The sequence below is a fragment of the Undibacterium sp. FT79W genome, assembly GCF_014284215.1.
Classification (GTDB): Bacteria; Pseudomonadota; Gammaproteobacteria; order Burkholderiales; family Burkholderiaceae_D; genus Undibacterium; species Undibacterium aquatile.
This window is the reverse complement of the sequence record NZ_JACOGB010000003.1, coordinates 232,559-252,729: the sequence shown is the minus strand read 5'-3', so window position 1 is coordinate 252,729 and position 20,171 is coordinate 232,559. Positions and strand designations below refer to the sequence as shown.

The 20,171-nt window shown below is 50.9% G+C and carries 18 protein-coding genes; 8 read left to right on the top strand and 10 right to left on the bottom strand.

From position 1 onward, the window contains the following. Nucleotides 1-85: 85 nt before the first annotated feature. The 3 genes from gyrB to dnaA form a co-directional block, all read right to left on the bottom strand. Nucleotides 86-2,590 carry a DNA topoisomerase (ATP-hydrolyzing) subunit B gene (gene gyrB, locus H8K38_RS06580; RefSeq protein WP_186883998.1) on the bottom strand — a complete coding sequence of 835 codons (2,505 nt, stop codon included), beginning with the start codon at nt 2,588-2,590 and terminating at the stop codon, nt 86-88. A gap of 181 nt (nt 2,591-2,771) precedes the next feature. Continuing rightward, on the bottom strand, nt 2,772-3,878 hold the full coding sequence (gene dnaN / locus H8K38_RS06575; RefSeq protein ID WP_186883997.1) for a DNA polymerase III subunit beta: 1,107 nt from the start codon (nt 3,876-3,878) through the stop codon (nt 2,772-2,774). A gap of 290 nt (nt 3,879-4,168) precedes the next feature. Further along, complete coding sequence (gene dnaA, locus H8K38_RS06570; RefSeq protein ID WP_186883996.1) at nt 4,169-5,551, bottom strand: chromosomal replication initiator protein DnaA; 1,383 nt, start codon at nt 5,549-5,551, stop codon at nt 4,169-4,171. Between the two features lie 521 nt (nt 5,552-6,072). Here dnaA and rpmH point away from each other — a divergent pair. The 5 genes from rpmH to mnmE all read left to right on the top strand — a co-directional run bounded on the left by rpmH (nt 6,073) and on the right by mnmE (nt 10,271). Beyond that, nucleotides 6,073-6,207 carry a 50S ribosomal protein L34 gene (gene rpmH / locus H8K38_RS06565; RefSeq protein ID WP_061535510.1) on the top strand — a complete coding sequence of 45 codons (135 nt, stop codon included), beginning with the start codon at nt 6,073-6,075 and terminating at the stop codon, nt 6,205-6,207. Between the two features lie 40 nt (nt 6,208-6,247). Then, nucleotides 6,248-6,655, top strand: a complete 408-nt coding sequence (gene rnpA, locus H8K38_RS06560) for a ribonuclease P protein component (protein WP_186883995.1) — start codon at nt 6,248-6,250, stop codon at nt 6,653-6,655. A gap of 1 nt (nt 6,656) precedes the next feature. After that, nucleotides 6,657-6,956: a membrane protein insertion efficiency factor YidD gene (yidD, locus tag H8K38_RS06555; RefSeq protein WP_186883994.1), complete on the top strand. Its 300-nt coding sequence runs from the start codon at nt 6,657-6,659 to the stop codon at nt 6,954-6,956. Between the two features lie 9 nt (nt 6,957-6,965). Then, entirely contained in the window at nt 6,966-8,711 is a 1,746-nt protein-coding gene (yidC, locus tag H8K38_RS06550; RefSeq protein ID WP_186883993.1) for a membrane protein insertase YidC, read from the top strand. A 153-nt stretch (nt 8,712-8,864) separates the two neighbouring features. Further along, the gene (gene mnmE, locus H8K38_RS06545) at nt 8,865-10,271 is read left to right on the top strand and encodes a tRNA uridine-5-carboxymethylaminomethyl(34) synthesis GTPase MnmE (RefSeq protein ID WP_186883992.1); all 1,407 of its coding nucleotides are present in this window, start codon (nt 8,865-8,867) and stop codon (nt 10,269-10,271) included. Between the two features lie 125 nt (nt 10,272-10,396). On the opposite strand, the gene H8K38_RS06540 is transcribed toward mnmE, so the two are convergent. Together H8K38_RS06540 and H8K38_RS06535 are read right to left on the bottom strand one after the other, a co-directional pair. Then, nucleotides 10,397-11,035 carry a DsbA family protein gene (locus H8K38_RS06540; RefSeq protein ID WP_186883991.1) on the bottom strand — a complete coding sequence of 213 codons (639 nt, stop codon included), beginning with the start codon at nt 11,033-11,035 and terminating at the stop codon, nt 10,397-10,399. A 12-nt stretch (nt 11,036-11,047) separates the two neighbouring features. Then, nucleotides 11,048-11,914, bottom strand: a complete 867-nt coding sequence (locus H8K38_RS06535) for an MBL fold metallo-hydrolase (protein ID WP_186883990.1) — start codon at nt 11,912-11,914, stop codon at nt 11,048-11,050. Nucleotides 11,915-12,035: 121 nt separating this feature from the next. On the opposite strand from H8K38_RS06535, the gene H8K38_RS06530 reads away from it, so the two are divergent. Further along, nucleotides 12,036-12,926, top strand: a complete 891-nt coding sequence (locus H8K38_RS06530) for a LysR family transcriptional regulator (protein WP_186883989.1) — start codon at nt 12,036-12,038, stop codon at nt 12,924-12,926. 52 nt (nt 12,927-12,978) lie between these two features. On the opposite strand, the gene H8K38_RS06525 is transcribed toward H8K38_RS06530, so the two are convergent. Beyond that, nucleotides 12,979-13,302 carry a hypothetical protein gene (locus tag H8K38_RS06525; RefSeq protein WP_186883988.1) on the bottom strand — a complete coding sequence of 108 codons (324 nt, stop codon included), beginning with the start codon at nt 13,300-13,302 and terminating at the stop codon, nt 12,979-12,981. A 280-nt stretch (nt 13,303-13,582) separates the two neighbouring features. Here H8K38_RS06525 and H8K38_RS06520 point away from each other — a divergent pair, with 280 nt between their 5' ends. Both H8K38_RS06520 and H8K38_RS06515 read left to right on the top strand, forming a co-directional pair. Continuing rightward, entirely contained in the window at nt 13,583-14,362 is a 780-nt protein-coding gene (locus H8K38_RS06520) for a class II glutamine amidotransferase (protein WP_186883987.1), read from the top strand. Next, a complete protein-coding gene (locus H8K38_RS06515) occupies nt 14,359-15,285 on the top strand; it encodes a LysR family transcriptional regulator (RefSeq protein WP_186883986.1) in 927 nt (308 codons plus the stop codon). Before H8K38_RS06520 ends, H8K38_RS06515 begins: the two co-directional genes overlap by 4 nt. Nucleotides 15,286-15,362: 77 nt before the next feature. Here the strand turns inward: H8K38_RS06515 and H8K38_RS06510 are convergent, their stop codons facing one another. From H8K38_RS06510 to H8K38_RS06495, 4 genes are all read right to left on the bottom strand, one after another. Beyond that, nucleotides 15,363-16,502, bottom strand: a complete 1,140-nt coding sequence (locus tag H8K38_RS06510) for a BMP family ABC transporter substrate-binding protein (RefSeq protein WP_186883985.1) — start codon at nt 16,500-16,502, stop codon at nt 15,363-15,365. Nucleotides 16,503-16,572: 70 nt separating this feature from the next. After that, nucleotides 16,573-17,484 carry an ABC transporter permease gene (locus H8K38_RS06505; protein WP_186883984.1) on the bottom strand — a complete coding sequence of 304 codons (912 nt, stop codon included), beginning with the start codon at nt 17,482-17,484 and terminating at the stop codon, nt 16,573-16,575. A gap of 2 nt (nt 17,485-17,486) precedes the next feature. Then, the gene (locus H8K38_RS06500) at nt 17,487-18,563 is read right to left on the bottom strand and encodes an ABC transporter permease (RefSeq protein ID WP_186883983.1); all 1,077 of its coding nucleotides are present in this window, start codon (nt 18,561-18,563) and stop codon (nt 17,487-17,489) included. Next, complete coding sequence (locus H8K38_RS06495; protein WP_370527132.1) at nt 18,556-20,103, bottom strand: ABC transporter ATP-binding protein; 1,548 nt, start codon at nt 20,101-20,103, stop codon at nt 18,556-18,558. Before H8K38_RS06495 ends, H8K38_RS06500 begins: the two co-directional genes overlap by 8 nt. Between the last annotated feature and the right edge of the window lie 68 nt (nt 20,104-20,171).

The following is a 20,171-nucleotide window of genomic DNA, read 5'->3' as shown; positions in this document are numbered from 1 at the left end:
GAGCCTTCCTCTTTCCTGTTTTCGAATTTAGCAACCAATAAAAAAGCCCAACAAACTGCTGGGCTTTGTCAAATTCAAACAAACATCAAACGTCAATATTCCCCGCCCTTAACGCATTGCTTTCAATAAAAGCACGACGCGGTTCCACATCGTCACCCATTAAAGTCGTAAAGATCTGGTCGGCTGCGATCGCGTCTTCGATTTGCACTTTCAACAGGCGGCGTACGGTGGGGTCCATGGTGGTTTCCCAGAGTTGGCTAGGGTTCATTTCGCCCAGACCTTTGTAGCGCTGTTTGGAGACACCGCGTTCGGCTTCTTCGCGCAACCACAGCATGGCGTGGTGGAAATCCTGCACAGCGATTTCCTTGACGCGCTCGCCTTCACCACGGCGGATGAATGCGCCTTCGCCTAACAAGCCTTTAAATGTGGCGGCCGCGTTTTCCAATACTTTGTAATCGGCGCTGACAACGAAGTCAGATTCGATATTGCTGACTTTGATGTTGCCATGATGCAGGCGTTCTACTCGCAGGGTGCGGGTGCCATTAACATCATCATTGATGGCGACGACTTTGATTGCCGGGTCATTGATGGTGTTGGTCATTTGCAGTGCAGTTTGTTCGGTACTTTCTGCGCTCTCAAAATTCAGGGTGACACCGGTCATGATCGCTGTCAGTGCGGCGCGGTCGATCAGGCGCGTCAGGCGCGTCATGATGGCATTGGCCAGATTGTATTGACGTACCAATTCGGCCAGTGCGTCGCCAGTGATAGGCACTGCGCCTGTGCTTGGTATCAGCGATGCGTTGGTCAGTGCCACGGTCATCATGTATTGCGCTTCTTCGGCATCGTCTTTGAGATAGCGTTCATCGCGACCGGCTTTGACTTTGTAGAGTGGTGGTTGCGCGATGTAGATGTGGCCACGTTCGACCAGTTGCGGCATCTGGCGATAGAACAGGGTCAGCAACAGGGTGCGGATGTGGGCACCGTCAACGTCGGCATCGGTCATGATGATGATACGGTGATAGCGTAATTTATCGGCGTTGAATTCGTCAGGGCCGATGGATGTGCCGAGAGTGGCGATCAGGGTAGTGATCTGTTCGCTCGACAGCATTTTTTCAAAGCGGGCTTTTTCTACGTTCAGCACTTTACCGCGCAGTGGCAAAATCGCCTGGAATTTACGATCACGGCCTTGCTTCGCAGAGCCGCCCGCAGAGTCACCTTCGACGATATACAGTTCGCACAGGGCAGGGTCTTTTTCCTGGCAGTCGGCGAGTTTGGAAGATAAGCCTAAACCATCCATCACACCTTTACGGCGGGTCAGTTCGCGGGCTTTGCGGGCCGCTTCGCGGGCGCGCGATGCTTCAACGATTTTGCCGCAAATGATTTTGGCATCGTTTGGTTTTTCAGCCAGATAATCCGTCAATGTTTTGGTGACGATTTCTTCGACAGGGCCGCGCACTTCAGAAGACACCAGCTTATCTTTTGTCTGTGAGCTGAATTTTGGTTCAGGCACTTTGACGGACAAGACGCAGGTTAAGCCTTCGCGCATATCGTCACCGGTGACTTCAACTTTGGCTTTCTTTGCGTATTCGTGTTCGTCGATATATTTATTGATCACGCGTGTCATCGCTGCACGCAAACCGGTCAGATGCGTACCACCGTCGCGCTGCGGAATATTATTGGTGAAGCACAGCACTTGTTCGTTGTAGGCATCGTTCCATTGCATGGAAACGTCAACGGTAATGTTGGTGCCCTGATCCGACATTTTTTCGCCAGTTGCCTGGAAAATGGTCGGATGCAAAACTGATTTATTTTTGTTGATGTATTCAACGAAACCACGGGTGCCGCCTTCAAAGGCAAATAATTCTTCTTTGCCGGTGCGGTGATCATTCAGTTTGATGCGCACGCCATTGTTCAGGAATGAGAGTTCGCGGATACGTTTTGCCAGAATTTCGTAATGGAATTCAACGTGCGTGAAGATTTCTTCATCAGCCCAAAAGTGGACTTCGGTACCGCGTTTGTCCGTGTCACCGACGACTTTGATCGGGGAAGTGAGAACGCCATCAACCGTTTCAAGTTCACGGTTTTGCGGAACACCACGGACAAATTCCATGGTGTGAACTTTGCCATCGCGGCGTATCGTCAGTTTCAGTAATTTGGACAAGCCATTCACGCAGGAAACACCAACACCGTGCAAACCACCGGATACTTTGTACGAGTTCTGATCGAATTTACCACCTGCATGCAATTCGGTCATGACGATTTCGGCGGCGCTGCGTTTTGGTTCGTGCTTATCGTCCCATTTGATGCCGGTCGGAATGCCGCGACCGTTATCAGTTATGGAGATGGAATTGTCGGTATGAATCGCAACGTTGATCTCGGTACAGTGTCCTGCCAGCGATTCGTCAATCGAGTTATCTAAAACTTCAAATACCAGATGATGCAAGCCGGTGCCATCCGATGTATCGCCAATGTACATGCCGGGGCGCTTACGCACGGCTTCCAGGCCTTCCAGAATCTGGATGGAGGATGCGCCGTATTGCGCTGAACTGGCGGCTTGGGCTGGAGTATTGTCTTGGTTGTTATCGGACATGGCTACCTTCTGTTGTGTTTACTGCGTGTTCAAGGGTGTTAACTCCCTCTTGCGTAGGTGTAAGAGGGCGGGGTGACAGCAGAGTAAAACGCGGATCAGCGAGACTACGCAGGACGCGGCGTGATGACGGTGCTTTCATCCCCAACCCTTCTTCTGCGGACAGAAGAAGGGGCAGAGCAAATCAGATCCGCATTGGCATCACGACGTATTTAAAGTCGGTGTTGTCAGGAATGGTGATCAGTGCAGATGAATTTGAATCGCCCAAAGCAATGTTGACTTGCTCGCACTTCAGGTTATTCAATACATCCAGCAGATAACTGACATTGAAACCGATATCGACGTTATCACCACCGTAGTCGATTTCAATTTCTTCCATCGCTTCTTCCTGATCGGCATTGGTCGACAAGATTTGCATGCTGCCAGGTGTGATGACGCAGCGCACGCCTTTAAACTTGTCGCTGGTCATGATCGCTGCGCGTTGTAAAGAGCGCAGTAATTGTTCGCGACCCAGCGTGAAATTGTTTTTGTAACCTTTAGGAATCACGCGGTTGAAGTCTGGGAATTTGCCTTCGACCAGCTTGGAAATCAATTCGATATCAGCAAATGTCAGTTTGACCTGGTTATTCGCGATGTCGATCTGCACAGGATCATCTTTGTCTTCCAGCAAGCGCTGCAATTCAATGATGGTTTTGCGCGGAATGATGACTTCGTGGCGTGGAAATTCTTGTTCGACTTCGACCTGGCAATACGCCAGACGGTGACCATCAGTGGCAACAGCGATGACGTTCTTGCCATCAACCACCAGCAACAAGCCATTCAGGTAATAACGGATATCTTGTTGCGCCATGGAGAAATGCACCATGTTGAACAAGTGTTTCAGTGTTTTTTGTGGCAGGTTCACGCTGGCATTGAAGTGCTCAGCCTGCGCTACTGTAGGAAACTCTTCTGCCGCCAGCGTCTGCAACGAGAAACGGGATTTGCCCGATTGCACGCTCATGCGCTTGTTATCCAGTTTCAAGACAACATCATTGTCATCCGGCAGGGCGCGCAAGATGTCCAGCAATTTACGCGCAGCGACTGTGGTGGCAACGTTCTCGCCGCCAGAGCCGATTTCTGCTTTGGTCGTGATCTGCACCTCGATGTCCGTCGAGAGGAACGACACTTGTTCGCCATCTTTGCGAATGAGGATATTGGCCAAAATCGGCAATGTGTGCCGACGCTCGACAATACCACTCACAATTTGCAAAGGCCGGAGCAGGGTATCCCGGTGGGTTTTAACCAATTGCATTTGAATATCCTCACTTATGTTGTTGATAAGGGACCTGATTTGTGGGCGCCTCAGTTAAGTTCACTGGCAGTCGCATCTCGCACGTTGCTGCCTCTTGTTTTGCGATCTGCTTTCTGCCCGTGACTTTATCTGCTTCGTCTCTTATTACTTTTTATGTACTGCCTGACTACTTAAAAACTCACGCCTGACCCGAAAAGTGGGCGAGGCCTTTATACTTTGATTGCTGCTGTCACTTCTGCATCATGATGGTTCGGTTATTTTAGCCCGACCAGACTTTCAAGCTTCAGCGATCAGCCCTTGAGCGTTTGTTCCAACACATGCAGCTCATGGTTGCACTCAGGGTTTTTCGCGCGATCAGCCGTGATCTTGCGTACTGCATGCAAGACTGTGGTGTGATCGCGTCCGCCAAATAATTCACCAATTTCAGGCAAACTCTTTTGCGTCAGTTCTTTTGCCAGATACATCGCAATCTGGCGCGGTCTGGCGATATTGGCCGGACGTTTTTTAGAATACATATCAGCGACTTTGATATTGAAAAAGTCAGCCACGGTTTTCTGGATGTTTTCTACCGAGATCTGTCGGTTCTGCACCGACAATAAATCTTTCAGCGCTTCTTTCACCACATCGATCGTGATTTCTTTGCCGTGGAAGCGGGAGTAAGCAAGAATCTTGCGCAGTGCGCCTTCCAGCTCACGCACGTTTGAGCGCAGATGCTTGGCAACGAAAAACGCGACGTCGTCAGAAAAATGTACGCCTTCGGAATGCGCTTTTTTGAGCAGAATCGCCACCCGCATTTCCAGTTCCGGTGGTTCAATGGCGACCGTCAGACCAGAGTCAAAACGCGAAATCAGGCGGTCATCCATCCCCGTGATTTCTTTTGGATAAGTATCGCTGGTGATGATGATCTGTTTTTTTGCGGCGATCAGTGCTTCGAACGCATAGAAAAACTCTTCCTGCGTACGGCTTTTACCGCCAAAGAATTGAATGTCATCGATCAGCAACAGATCAAGCGAATGGTAATAACGTTTGAATTCATCAAAACCCTTGCGCTGATATGCCGTGACAACGTCGCGTACATATTGCTCAGCGTGGATGTAGCGGATTTTGGCATTCGGGTTGTCCACCAGAATCTGGTTGCCGATTGCATGAATCAAATGCGTCTTACCGAGCCCGACGCCACCATACAGAAACAGCGGGTTGTAAGATACGCCCGGATTATTCGCCACCTGTATCGCTGCGGCGCGTGCCAATTGATTCGCCTTACCTGTTACGAAGCTGTCGAAAGTCAGTTCGACATTGATGCGGCTCAGGTCGCGCCGTGGTGATGCTTCTGGCGCAGCCACAGCTTCCTGGACAATTTCGACATTAGCCGTGGAATGATCACCATCGCTGCCGTTGCCGCGAGGGGCGGGTGCAGCTGGCTTTTTGCCGCCACGCGGATCAAGTACAAACTGTACTTCGACTTCATCGTCCCAATATTGATTGGCTAATTCTGAAATGCGGTTAGCGAACTGGGCTTTCACCCAGTCGAGTTTAAAACGGTTAGGCGCAGCAATGCGCAGCTTGCCTTCTTCGAAGTCGAGCGGTACGAGAGGTTTGATCCAGGCGCTGTATTGTTGCGGTGGAAGCTCTTGCTCAAGTTGGGACGAACAGGCTTGCCAGAAATTTTCCATGTATGACTTTAATGTATTAAATGCAAATGCGCGGTGCCGAATCTATGAAGCGATTGCGAAATCAGTCTGCCATCCGGAAGCCGGAACGGCGCTTGTAGTTGAGAGAACACAGACGAATTTCGCAACAGTTTCTTATTATCCTTTTTGAACTCATTGTATCTGAGTCAGATCAAAAAAGTTGCCTTAAAGGCATAAACCGGTGCCGCGCTAATCCTCTATTTTAACCGCGACTGCAAGAGTTATCCACAGCCTTGAGATTAAATTTATTCTTCCCTATGCACGACCGTACGTAAACGGGCTTTGATTAAATTTTGTGCTAAGTGATTGACACGTAAGCTAAAAATGGTGTCTAATTCAGGGTTCCCTACCCTCTTTTATTGGATGGTGCATCGTTTTTACGACATGCAACAAGCCATGAGCAGCGGTTTTGGGGCAGTAAAGGTGAAAAGCCTGACGTCAATTAAACGCAAGCCTTTACCCGTAATTCCGATTTTTTTTATTGCTCAAATAGCGAGACCAACATGAAACGTACTTACCAACCTTCCGTCGTTCGCCGCAAGCGCACCCACGGTTTCCGCGCACGTATGGCAACCCGCGGTGGCCGCGCTGTTCTGAACGCACGCCGTGCCAAAGGCCGTAAACGCCTGGCAGCTTGATTTTAAATTGTTGGTCTGCGGCAGCTCTGGCTGAAATCGCATGATCAATCATTTAACTGACCCAGTTCAGGCAGATGCAGGCGGTGCAGATTTTGCCCGCGTTCGTCGCATCGTTAAAACGGATGAGTTTTCATCCGTTTTTCGTTTGCGCCCCGTACAAAAAACGCCGCATTTTGTGCTGTATGCCAGAACCAATGATTTGCCGCACGCTCGTCTGGGTGTTGTTGCTGCCAAGCGCTTTGCGCCAAGGGCGGTAACACGCAACACGATCAAGCGCGTTACGCGCGAGATTTTCCGGTGCTCAGCGTTGCAAAACGTGGATTGTATTGTGCGCTTATCCAGACCAGTGAACAGCAAAGACGGTCCTGCGACAACTGCCCAGCTCAAACGTGAGCTGCGGGCGGAAATCGTGCGTCTGTTCGCTGCGCCTGCTTGTAAGGCTGGCTGACATGAAAACACTGCTGCTCCTGTTGCTACGCTTTTATAAGTACGCAATCAGTCCTATGCTGGGGCAGAATTGTCGTTTTTACCCCAGTTGTTCTGAATATGCAGCAGAGGCGATTCAGCTGCATGGTGCCGTTAAGGGAAGTTATTTAGCCGGCAAACGCCTGTGCAAATGTCATCCCTGGCATCCTGGTGGCGTGGATAATGTTCCACCTGCCGGTGAAAAAAATAAGACCGTCCCCACATCCGACAAGTGTTGCCACGATCATGATGGCGACACTGGTCATTCCTCACACCTTTCCTGACATACACAAATGGATATCAAACGTACCGTCCTGTGGGTTATTTTCTCTATGTCGCTGTTGCTCCTGTGGGACAACTGGATGCGCCACAATGGCAAATCGTCCATGTTTTTTCCTTCCGCGACCACGCAGCAAAGTAAAAATACCAATGCTCCGGCTTCTGCCTCCGCTGTGGCCGCACCAACACTGGCAGTCAGTGCAAATGGCGCTCCGGTCTCTGCGAATAACCCTGCCGTTGCTCCTGTCAAGAGCGAGATCATCACGATCACGACTGACGTGATGAAAGCCGATATTGACACGCTGGGTGGTGAGGTTCGACGTCTTGAATTGTTGAAATATAAAGAAGATGCCAAACACGAGCATTTCTACACGCCGTTTCTGGAAGCCGTTGGCTTGAAAGAAAAGACAGAAAATCACAAAAATGTTGTTTTGTTTGATGCTGGCGAAAAACGGATTTATCTGGCTCAGACTGGTTTAATCAGCGGTGCGTTTCCTAACCATAAATCTGTGTTTGTTGCGAAACCAGGCAAACGTACGCTGGATGCAGATAGCAGCGTTCAATTGCTGCTGGAGTCAGAACAGAATGGCGTGAAACTGACTAAAACCTTTACCTTCAAAAAAGGTGATTACGCAGTTGGTGTTCAACATACGGTCAGCAACAACAGCACTGCGGCGATTACACCATCGCTGTACTTGCAGTTAATTCACGATGGCACAAAACCAGAGGGTGGCTCTATGTTCACCGGCCCAAGTGAATTTTATGCACCTGCAATCTATACCGATGCTGAAAAATTCCAGAAACTGGATTTTGAAAAAATTCATAAAGCCGAAAAAGAACTGGCTGGCAGCAGCAACAACAGCCATGCGAAATCAGCCGATAACGGCTGGGTTGCAGTGATACAGCATTTCTTTGTTTCCGCATTTGTACCGCAAGACAAGGGCACACGTGAGTTCCGCACGGAACAAGTGAAAGAAAATGTCTTCTCAGTCAGCACCGTATTGCCGCTGGGTAGTATCGCTCCGGGAGCAAGCAAATCCAGTGATGCCGTTTTATATTCTGGTCCGCAATCGACTGCCACATTGGAAAAAATTGCCCCAGGTTTAGAGCTGGTGAAAGACTACGGCATCCTGGCAATTATCGCTAAACCATTGTTTGGTCTGATGGAGTTGATACACGGCCTGATTGGTAACTGGGGCTGGACTATCGTTGCCTTCACTATTGCAATCAAACTGGCTTTGTTCCCGTTGTCGGCTGCCGGTTATCGCAGCATGGCTAAAATGAAAGTCGTCACACCGAAGATGCAGGCAGTGCGCGAGCGTTATAAAAACGATCCGCAAAAAATGAATCAGGCGATGATGGAGTTGTACAAAACTGAGAAGATCAATCCGCTCGGTGGCTGCTTCCCTATCCTGATCCAGATGCCGATTTTCCTGGCCTTGTACTGGGTATTGCAAGCCAGCGTGGAAATGCGCGGCGCACCGTGGATGGGCTGGATCACTGATCTGACCGCACCTGATCCGTTGTTCATTTTGCCGGTGATTTACGCAATCTCGATGTACATCACAACCAAGCTCAATCCGGCACCGGCAGATCCTATGCAAGCGAAGATGATGATGTTCATGCCGTTAGCGTTTTCCGTCATGTTCTTCTTCTTCCCATCTGGTCTGGTATTGTACTGGGTCGTGAATAATATTCTGTCGATAGGTCAGCAATGGGTGATCAACAATAAATTGATTCCACCTGAGCACAAGGCTTAACGTCACACCGGAAAAAGCCCGCGTTGCGCGGGCTTTTTTTATCGCTGCAACGATGTTCAGGCTGCAAGACGTACCGCCAGCCTGTCGCATTTCAGTCACAACTATTCAGACAATTCTGCACTTGATCAGTGCAAGCACAGATAAAATTTCAACATGACTTACGATCCTATTCCCATCGCCGCCATTGCCACAGCCCCCGGACGCGGAGGCATCGGCGTGGTGCGGATTTCCGGCAGAAATCTGGCTGCCGTGATGACAGCACTGTTTGGCAGCACCCAGTTAAAGCCCCGTCACGCAACCTATCTGCCTTTTACGCAAGTGGATGGCACGGTTATTGATCAGGGCATCGCGCTGTATTTCAAAGCGCCGCATTCGTATACCGGTGAAGATGTGATTGAGTTGCAAGGACATGGCGGCCCGGTCGTCATGCAAATGTTACTGAGTCGCTGTCTGGAAGCCGGTAAAGAATCTGGTCTGCGCTTGGCAGAGCCGGGTGAATTCACACAACGCGCTTTTTTGAATGACAAACTCGATCTGGCGCAGGCAGAGGCGGTTTCCGATCTGATCGAAGCATCGACCGAAGCTGCTGCGAAATCGGCTTCGCAATCCTTGTCCGGCGCATTTTCTAAAGTGATTCATGCCTTGGTGGAGAAGGTCGTGCATCTGCGTATGCTGGTGGAAGCGACACTGGATTTTCCTGAAGAAGAAATCGATTTTCTCGAAAAATCAAATGCACGAGGTCAGCTATCGGTGATACAGACCGCTTTGCAAAAAGTGTTCGAGCAGGCCGCGCAGGGCGCATTACTGCGTCAGGGTTTGAATGTGGTGCTGGCCGGGCAGCCGAATGTCGGTAAATCTTCTTTACTTAATTCGCTGGCTGGTGATGATGTGGCAATCGTCACACCGATTGCCGGCACGACCCGCGATAAAGTGACGGAAACCATCCATATCGAAGGCATACCGCTGAATATCATCGACACCGCAGGCATACGTCATGAGCACGACGATACCGAGCCGGGTGGTATCGTGAATGCCATTGATACGGTTGAGCGTATTGGCATTGAGCGCACCTGGGCCGAGGTTGAAAAGGCCGATGTGATTTTGCATCTGCTGGATGCCAGCCGTGGCCCGACCCGTGCCGACGAAGCCATTGTCGCCCGTTTTCCTGATGGTGTTCCTGTGATTCGCGTCTGGAACAAGATTGATCTCTCTGGTCATCATGCCAGCGTTGATTCTATGGATGATGCGACGCATATTTATCTGTCCGCCTCTGAGCATATCGGTATCGATCTGTTGCGCAAGGAGTTATTGCGTATTGCGGGCTGGCAGCAGACGGGTGAATCTTTATATCTGGCCCGCGAACGGCATCTGATTGCGTTGAAGCAAGCACATGAACATCTGCAAAATGCGGCTGAATATGCCGCGCAAAATGATCAGTCGCTGGATTTATTCGCCGAAGAACTGCGCCTGACACAAGATCGCCTCAACAGCATCACCGGTGAATTCACGTCGGACGATTTGCTGGGTGTGATTTTCTCGCGTTTTTGTATAGGAAAGTAGACCGACAGTTCTTGACGGCAGAATGATCTGTAATCGCCGTGTTGGGGGAATTTGCTCGGATACGACGCTAAAAAAGCTGACCAAACGGTCAGCTTTTTTTATGGCGATGAGCGGAATGATTTGCCTCACGCTGCCGCGATGTCGCCGAGCAGGGTATCAAAGTTGGTGTACAGCGCATTACTTCTGAGCAGACGGCTCCCCTGTCCATCGCTGATAATCAACGCCGGTACTCCTTGTACACCGAAACTGTGCATCATTTCCTGTGCGTTGCGGATACGCTTCCGGTGACGGTCGCGCAGGGCATCGTCGGGTGATGCCAGACTATCTGCAGCACGATTAAAATTGTTATTGCGTAAAACAGTAGTCACGACAGACCAATCGCAGGTGTCCTGTGCGTGCAGATAACGGGCTTCCTGTAACAGCCTGAGTGCGTCGAGTTCCCTTTCCGGTGCGCTCATCGCAACCGCGCTGAGCGCCATTGTTGCTGCTGCCGAATCGAACCGGCTACCCGGCTTACCCAGAATGTGCGAGCGGTATTCCGGAGTAAAGCGTTGTCCTGTGAGTTTTTCGATACGCTGATCATTTGACCATGCGTAATCAGCAAACGCCCCATCCATGACGCGTCCGCCGCTGTCCGAAAACAGGCCGGATGGTGCCAGCACCAGCGTGATATCGCTTTGTTCGCTCAGCTTTCCTATCATCGGTGCCGCACCGTAACACCAGCCACACAAGGGATCAAACAGATAGGTGATTGTTGTTTTCATGTTGCTTTCTCCTTACCACTTCATTTCGCCTTTGTTGACTTTGGCGCCGATGTCCAGCGACATACTACCAGCGCTGATCTGCGGATAGGCCTGTTTCATTGCATTGATCAGCTCTGCACTATTGCTGCTGGTCGCGAGTTTTTTCTCAAATGTTTGCAGATAATCTTTAGTGAACGTAATGTTGCTGATATCGATTTTTGTTCCTGATTGCATGTGGCTGGGCACGACGAGCTCAGGTTTCAGCGCCGCCATTTCATCCAGTTGTGCGACCCAGGCGGCGCGCTCTGCTGCGGTTTGTGTATCTGCCGTCCAGACATGCATCTGACCAAAAACACCGATGTTACCGACGATGGCTTTGATGGATGGAATCCAGGTATAAGGGCGGTGCGCCAGCACGCCCTGTGTGCCGCGGATCTCAATGGTTTGCCCTTCCAGTGTCAGGGTATTCTCTGACAATGCACGCGGTACCACTGGTTTGCGCGGCGCATTGGCACCCATTTTAGGTCCCCAGAATGCGACTTTACCTGCCAGTTTCGGCATCAGTTTTTCCAGCACAGCCGGAGTCGTTACGACGTCAGCCTGAGGAAATATTTCTTTCAGTGTTTCCACACCAAAGTAGTAATCGGGATCAGCCTGACTGACATAGATGGTCGTCAATTGTTTTCCACTGTCGAGTACATTGGCGGCAATACGCAGTGCATCTGCGCGGGTAAAGCCGGCGTCAATGACCATCGCATCTTTCTCGCCATACACCAGGGTTGAATTAACGTTAAAACTATTGCCGTCCGCGTTGTACACCTTCACTTGCAGCGGTTGCGCTGCGTGCGCAGAGGTGAAAGCGATGGCGAGAGATGCGGCGACGATGGATGTGCGGATCATGGTGAACTCCTGTTGAGTATTAAAAAAACTGTTTTGCAGTACAGGTAGCTACTATAGTTTCAGTATTTGTACAGATAAATACGCTAAAGTGTACATAACTGTTTCATAAAATGAGCGAATGATGGATAGACTGATTGCAATGCAAGTGTTTACTGAGGTGGCAAAGAGTGGCAGTTTTACGGCAACTGCTGACAAGCTCGATATGTCGCGTGCGATGGTCACGCGCTACGTCAGTGAGCTCGAACAATGGCTGGGCGCACGTCTGCTGCAACGGACGACGCGACGCGTGACGCTGACCGATGCGGGGGAAAATTGTTTGCGGCGCAGTGAGCAAATGATGGCGCTGATGGAAAACATGGAAGAAGAAACCGGTAGCCACGAAGGCGAATTGAGGGGGCAGTTGCGCATTACTTGCAGCATGTCATTTGCCTATGCGCAGATCGCGGCAGCGATTGTGGAATTTTTGAAACGCTATCCGCAGCTAAAAATTGATCTGAACATCAGTGAAGGCGCGCTGAATCTGGTCGATGCCCGCATAGATTTGGCTATTCGCATCAGCGCTGAACCTGATCCCAGTCTGATAGGGCGGGTACTGGCACCGTGCTCTTCAGTTCTGGTTGCGTCTCCCGCGTATCTTCGTGCTCATGGTATGCCACAGACACCCGCCGAACTGGCGGCACACCGTGGCCTCAGCTATGCCAATTTTGGTAAAAGTGTGTGGACTCTCAGGCGCGGGGAGGAACTGGTGTCCGTCAGAATCAGCAGCTATTTCAGCGCCAATGAAGCAACCGCATTGTTGTGCGCTGCACAGGCCGGTGGCGGCATTGCCCTGCAGCCTGTTTATCTGGCAAAGCCACATCTGGAAGACGGAAGTCTGCAAGTGGTGCTGCCCGAATGGCAATTGCCGGACATGTCTATCTATGCGCTATACCCGTCACGCAAACATTTGTCGCCAGCGGTAAGGGCTTTACTGGATTTTCTGGCAGAGCGCTTTGCCAATAGGACGTGGTAGTGATGAATACCGGTTGACTGAATATGCTCGCTGTCGATGACGACGGGCAGCATCACACCACTTTGTTTAATTCCGCCAGCACCGCATTTCTGAGTATGCGCAAATAAAAGTAGTCGCAAAAAAACAATATGATCCATGCAAATCCTACTTGGACAAATGTCTGCAGCATGAACGAACCGCCAGACGAGGTTGTCGACGGAAAAATATAAAAAATACAGACCAGGATGCCGACAAAGACGGCTCGCCAATGGCTCCATTGTGTAGAAAAGGACGTCTTTTCTGCTTCTGCCAGCAAGCGCGGATAGTGCGCAGGGGCGACCGATTTCAGCTCAGGAATGGCTGACAAAACCGCACTGATACCGAATGTATTGATCATGCTTTACCTCAGGTGTCTGTATTTCAGGATGGATAGAAACGGTAAGTTTTTTGTTCTTTATGTAGAAGTAAATACATGTTTATTTTAATCTTTTTTCTTATCATAGAGGAAACTATCTGATCAGTTGGATCACTGTTGCAGCTTCTTGCTGGGCTGTTGAAATCTACTAACACTTGTTAGCAGCAAGCTGACAATCGCAGTCTGAATATACATCGCCCGGGAGCATAAATAAGTATGCCTATGTTAAGGTGTGCGGATACCGAATTTTTCTGTTTGCATCATGTGTCAATTATTAGGAATGAACTGCAATACCCCGACCGACATCGTGTTCAGTTTCACGGGTTTTGCGACGCGCGGCGGACGTACCGACGAGCATAAAGATGGCTGGGGCATCGCTTTTTTTGAGGGCAATGGCGTACGTCATTTTGTCGATCATCAACCCGCAGTCAGCTCACCGGTGGCTGATCTGATCAAGCGTTTACCGATCCAATCAAAAAATGTGATTGCGCATATCCGTAAGGCGACACAAGGTGAAGTCATGCTGGAAAACTGCCATCCGTTTGTGCGTGAATGCTGGGGGCGTTACTGGGTATTTGCCCATAATGGCGACCTGAAAGAATTTGCGCCCGAACTCGACGGTAGTTTTTTACCGGTAGGAACGACCGATAGTGAACGTGCTTTTTGCTACATCCTGCAGCAAATGCGCCATCGGTTCGGGCGAACTTTACCGGCATTGCCCGAGCTGACTTCTTTTCTGCGCGGGATTGCCAGCGAAATCGCCGCTTACGGCACATTCAATATGATGCTCTCAAACGGTGAGGCCTTATTCACTCACTGTTCGACCAAATTACATTACATCATCCGGCAGTATCCGTTCACGACGGCGAATTTATCGGATGAGCAGGTGACGGTCGATTTTGCAGAAGTCACCACGCCAGATGACAGAGTGGCGGTGATTGTTACCGAACCGCTGACCAGCGACGAAATCTGGACTCAGTTTTCTCCCGGTGAAATGAAAGTGTTTGTCGATGGCAAAGTGCTGGCGGAGTTACCTGCATGAGCGCGCGCCCGGTTGATCAGCTCGACGCCAATTTGCTGCGGGTATTGCATACCTTGCTGAGCGAACGCAGTGTCACGCGTACCGCAATGAAACTGGGGCAATCGCAGCCCGCCATCAGCAATATGCTGAAACGCTTACGCGACATCACCGGCGATGCAATTCTGGTACGCGGTAAAAACGGCATGACGCCGACCGAACGCGGGCAGGAGTTACTGCTATTGGCGCGTCAGGGGCTGAGTCTGCTGGAAAGCATTGCCAGCCCACCACCGGCATTTGTCGCGGCGACCAGCGAGCGGGTATTTCATCTCGGCGCGCCCGATTATCTCAGCGTCTTACTGATTCCTCTGGTGATGGAAAAAGTGCGGGAACTCGCGCCCAACGCAGTTCTGGTTGTGCATGCACTGAATGCCGGTTTTGATTATGCCGCCGCGCTGGAAAGTGGAGAGCTGGATTGCGTGATCGGTAACTGGCCTGATTTACCGCCGCATTTGCATATCGCGCAGTTGTTTGAAGACGACGTCGTTTGCATGGTGAATCGTAAACATCCTGTTGTCAGCAAAGGATTGTCGCTGAAATATTATCTGGAAATGGCACATCTGGCGCCGACGCCTTACATGATGGGACACCGCAGCATTATTGATACGGCGCTGGCGGAGCAGGGTCTGAAACGTAAGATACAGATGACAATACCGTATTTTGGTATGGTGCCGTACATCTTGTCGAAGACGGATTTGGTTTTCACGACCAGCCGCAGCTTTGCCGTTCAGTGTGCGAAAGATTGGCCGATAGAAATATTAGCGATGCCGATTGCGATGCCAAAGATGCAGTTCTTCATGCTGTGGCACGAGCGGGTACATGCGGCAGCTGAAGTGCAATGGCTGCGCCGTATAGTGGCCGAGGCCGCCGGTGAAGTCTACGCCTGAGACAGGGCGCAGATAAAAAACGTCGCCGGGTGTGGCACCGGGCGACGTTTTTATTTGACTATGTGATCAGAGGCAGATCAGCCTGGTACTTTGCCATCCACGCCTTCAACATAGAACTTGATTTCGTGCAGGAACTTGTCGTCAGCAACGACATCTTTACCCAGCACTTCTTTGCCTGTGTTGTCTTTGATCGGACCTTTCCAGATTGGCGCTGTGCCATCAATCACACCCTGACGTTTTTCAGCGATGAGTTTTTTCACATCATCGGATAAATTCGCATTGAATGCTTTCAGGTCTATCATGTTTTCTTTCAGACCCCACCAGGTGGTTTCTGATTTCCATTTGCCTTCCATCGCTTCGCCAACGCGCTTGATGTAGTAGCCGCTCCAGTCGATCACCGACGCTGCAGCATGCGCTTTCGGACCGAATTTCGTCATGTCGCTATCCCAGCCGAAAGCCACCACGCCTTTTTCTTCTGCTGTCTGTACAACTGCTGCAGAATCCGTGTTTTGCATCAGTACATCAACGCCCTGACCAACCAGTGTCGTTGCTGCTTCGCGTTCTTTGCCCGGATCAAACCATTTGTTAACCCACACAACTTTGGTTGTTGCTTTAGGATTCACGCTGCGCGCACCGAGCGTAAATGCGTTGATGTTACGTAGCACTTCTGGAATTGGTACGGAAGCGACCACGCCCAATTTGCCGGATTTGCTCAATTTACCGGCAGCGATACCCGCCAGATAAGCGCCTTCATAAGTACGGACATCGTATTGCGCCAGATTGTCTGCCGTTTTGTAGCCTGTTGCGTGTTCAAATTTCACATCAGGAAAATCTTTCGCTACTTTCAGCATTGCTTCCATGTAACCGAAGGTGGTGCCGAAAATCACCTTGTTACCTTGTGTCGCCAGATCGCGAATCACGCGTTCAGCGTCAGCAGCGCTTTCCGGTACATTTTCGACAAACGTGGTTTTTACTTTGTCGCCGAATTTGGCTTCGACCTGTTTGCGCGCTGCATCGTGCGCATAAGTCCAGCCTGCGTCGCCGACTGGGCCAACATAGATGAAGCCGACTTTTAAAGGTTCAGCTGCTGCCGTTGCGGCAACCGTACTGGCTGGCGCGGCTTCAGGTTTTGCTTCTTCTTTTTTACCGCAAGCAGCAAGACCAAAGACTGCCAGTGACATTGCTGCCACCAGTGTTTTTCTACGGGAAATTTTCATAATGAGCTTCCTTCGGTGAACAAAAAATAAGGTTTTCAAAAAACAGTACAGCGTGAACCATCTGTCCGGTTCAGGGGCGGAAAGGTTTCCCCAGTGATGCTGGCATATTCAGGCGTATCCAATCCGGATTACGTGAAATCAGTACCAACACAAGTATCGTTGCTGCGTAAGGTAGCATCGATAAAATTTGTGAAGGAGCCGCAATACCGATCGCCTGAAAATGAAATTGCAGGATAGTCACGCTGCCAAACAGTAAGGAACCCAGCAAGACGCGTGCCGGACGCCAGGTGGCAAATGTGGTCAGTGCAAGGGCAATCCAGCCGCGTCCTGCGACCAGACCTTCCACCCACATTGGTGTGTAGACTACCGACAGATAGGCGCCTGCTATACCGCAGCAGGCACCGCTGAATAACAGCGCACCGTAGCGGATTTTTCTGACTGGATAACCGAGAGCATGCGCAGATTCCGGTGATTCGCCGACTGCGCGTAACACCAGTCCGGCGCGGGTGCGATATAAGAACCAGATGATGCCGATACATAACAACAGGCTGAAATACACGGCCCAGTGCTGGTCAAATAACGCCTTACCGAGAAACGGCAATTCCGATAAAAATGGAATACCATGCGCGCCTGCCGGTAAGGATTGACCGACGAAAGATTGCCCGATAAACGCCGATAGTCCGGCACCAAAAATCGATAATGCCAGACCCGTCGCTACCTGGTTGGTGGTCAGTACCAATGTCAGCCATGCAAACAGGCTGGACATCAGCATGCCCGCAAGCGCACCTGCGACAAAACCAAGTGCCGGGACATTGGTCTGATGAGCAACCGCAAAGCCGACAATCGCAGCGACCAGCATCATGCCTTCGGCACCAAGATTGAGCACACCTGCACGTTCATTGATCAGCAAACCCAAGGCAGCGATCAGCAGCGGTGTACCAGAATTGATTGACGCAGCAATCAGAGCAGCAAAATTTTCCATGCTTATTTCTTCCAGCGCAGGCGGTAATTGATTAAGGTGTCACAGGCCAGCAACATGAATAACAGCATGCCCTGAAACAGGCCGGTAATCGCTGAGGGCAGACCGAGACGCGACTGCGCCATTTCGCCACCGAGGTAAAACAGAGACAGCACCAGTCCGCCAAAAATGGTGCCGATAGGATTTAAGCGACCGATGAAGGCAACGATAATGGCCGCAAAGCCATATCCGGGCGAAATCGACGGCAGCACCTGACCGATAGGGCCAGCGACTTCAAATGCGCCAGCCATGCCCGCGAAGCCGCCAGAAATCAACAGCGAAGTCCATAAAGCCTTGCGACTGGAAAAGCCCGCATAACGGGCGGCCAGCGGTGCCAGCCCACCGACGGTTAAGCGAAAGCCAGCAAAGCTGCGATAGATAAAAATCGCCATGCCGCCGCTGGCAACCAGCATCACCAGAAAGCCTATATGTAAGCGACTGCCATTGAACAAATGCGGTAACAGAAATTCGCTGGAAAAAACTTTTGATTGCGGAAAGTTCATTCCGTTCGGATCTTTCAACGGGCCGTTGACCGCATACATCAGCAATAACTGCGCGATATAGGTCAGCATCAGCGACACCAGAATTTCATTCGCGTTAAAACGGTCGCGCAATAAGGCCGTGACAGATGCCCATGCGGCACCACCGGCAATACCCGCCAGCGTTGCCAGTAATAACACCAGACCGCCGGAAATATTCGAAATGCCAGGTGTGCCCTGGTCGAAAAACAAAATCGTGGCACCAGCGGCAAGGCCGCCAGCAATCAACTGACCTTCGGCACCGATATTCCAGATATTCGCGCGGTAACAGACTGACAGGCCCAGCGCGCACAGCACCAGTGGCGTGGTTTTCAGTAATAAATCAGCGATGGTCGAAGCGTTACGTAAAGGTTCCAGCAAAAATACCTGCAAGGCGGTCAGCGGATTTTTACCGAGCGCGAGAAACAGCAGGCCACCAAAAAAGACCGTCAACAACAGGGCGAATACCGGTGAGAAATAAGCCATCACCCGTGAAGAGGCCGGACGTAATTCCAGTTTAAACATGCTCGGCCTCTTGCTTAGCTGTCGCCTGATCTTCCCATAAACCGCTCATCCATAATCCTATCTGTTCTCTGCTGGCGTCTGCCGTAGCCACCGAGGGAGACAAGCGCCCTTTGGCAATGACATACATGCGATCACACAACTCAAATAATTCATCTAATTCTTCGGAAATCACCAGCACTGCGCAGCCTGCCTGTTTCAACTGACGTATTTCACCGTGAATCTGGGCGGCAGCGCCGACATCCACGCCCCACGTCGGTTGTGCGACGATGAACACATCGGGATGCCGCATAATTTCGCGACCGACAATAAATTTCTGCAAATTCCCACCGGATAAGCTGCGTGCGGCTGCTGCAGGTCCCGAGGCTTTCACGCGAAAACGGCCGATGATGTCGCTGGCAGCTTGTATCGTGTGTTTAAAATTGATCATGCCGTGGCGTACAAATGGTGCTTTCTGCTGTGACAACAGCATGTTATCCGTCAGGCTGAGTTCGGGTACTGCGCCACGTCCGAGACGTTCTTCCGGCACCAGACTTTGTCCCAGTTCGCGCCGTGCTTCGGGGCCGTAACGGCCGACAGCTTTGCCTTTGAGTTGTACCATCTGCGCCGCCGGACGGCGGTCTTCACCGGACAAGGCCGCCAGTAACTCCTGCTGACCATTACCGGAAACCCCGGCGATACCAACGATTTCACCGCCAAATAAGCTCAGGTCAATCTGCTCTAATGCCGTCGCAAATGCATGCGCTTTCGGCAGGCTGAGTCGCTCGATCTGCAGTCGCAATGGTCCTTTTTGTATGCTTGCATCATGCGGGTGATGCTGAACGGCGTCGCCGATCATCATGCGCGACAGGCTGGCTGCTGTTTCCTCGCGCGGATCGCAATGACCGGTGACTTTGCCCATGCGCATCACGGTCGCCGAATGGCACAGTTCACGGATTTCATCGAGCTTATGGCTGATATATAAAATGCTGCAGCCTTCTGCTGCAATTTTGCGCAGGGTGATAAATAATTTTTGTACAGCTTGCGGCGTCAGGACTGAGGTTGGTTCATCCAGAATTAATAATTGCGGATGCGTCAGCAGGGCACGCACAATTTCCACACGCTGACGCTCACCGACAGATAAGGTGTGAACATGCCGATGTGGTTCCAGCTCCAGACCATAGTTTTCACCAGTCTGGCGGATTTGTTCTGCCAGTTGCGTCATATCTGTCCCGGCATCCAGGCCGAGGGCGATATTCTCTGTCACGGTTAAAGTATCAAACAGAGAGAAATGCTGAAACACCATCGAGATGCCAAGTTTGCGCGCATCTTGTGGCGTTGCTACTTTCACTTCCTGACCATTCCACAGCACTTTGCCAGAGTCTGGCTTGACCGCGCCGAAAATAATTTTCATCAGCGTTGATTTACCCGCACCGTTCTCGCCCAGTACCGCATGGATTTCGCCGGGAGCAACGCTGAGATTGATATGATCGTTGGCGACGACGGAGGGATAGCTTTTACAGATATCAGACAGTGCTAACCTCGACGATAGCGGTGCTGCGATAGAAGTCACAATGACCTTTCTATGGAAAAAACGGCTGGAGTGCTGGTGAACATGGGCGTAGCTATTTA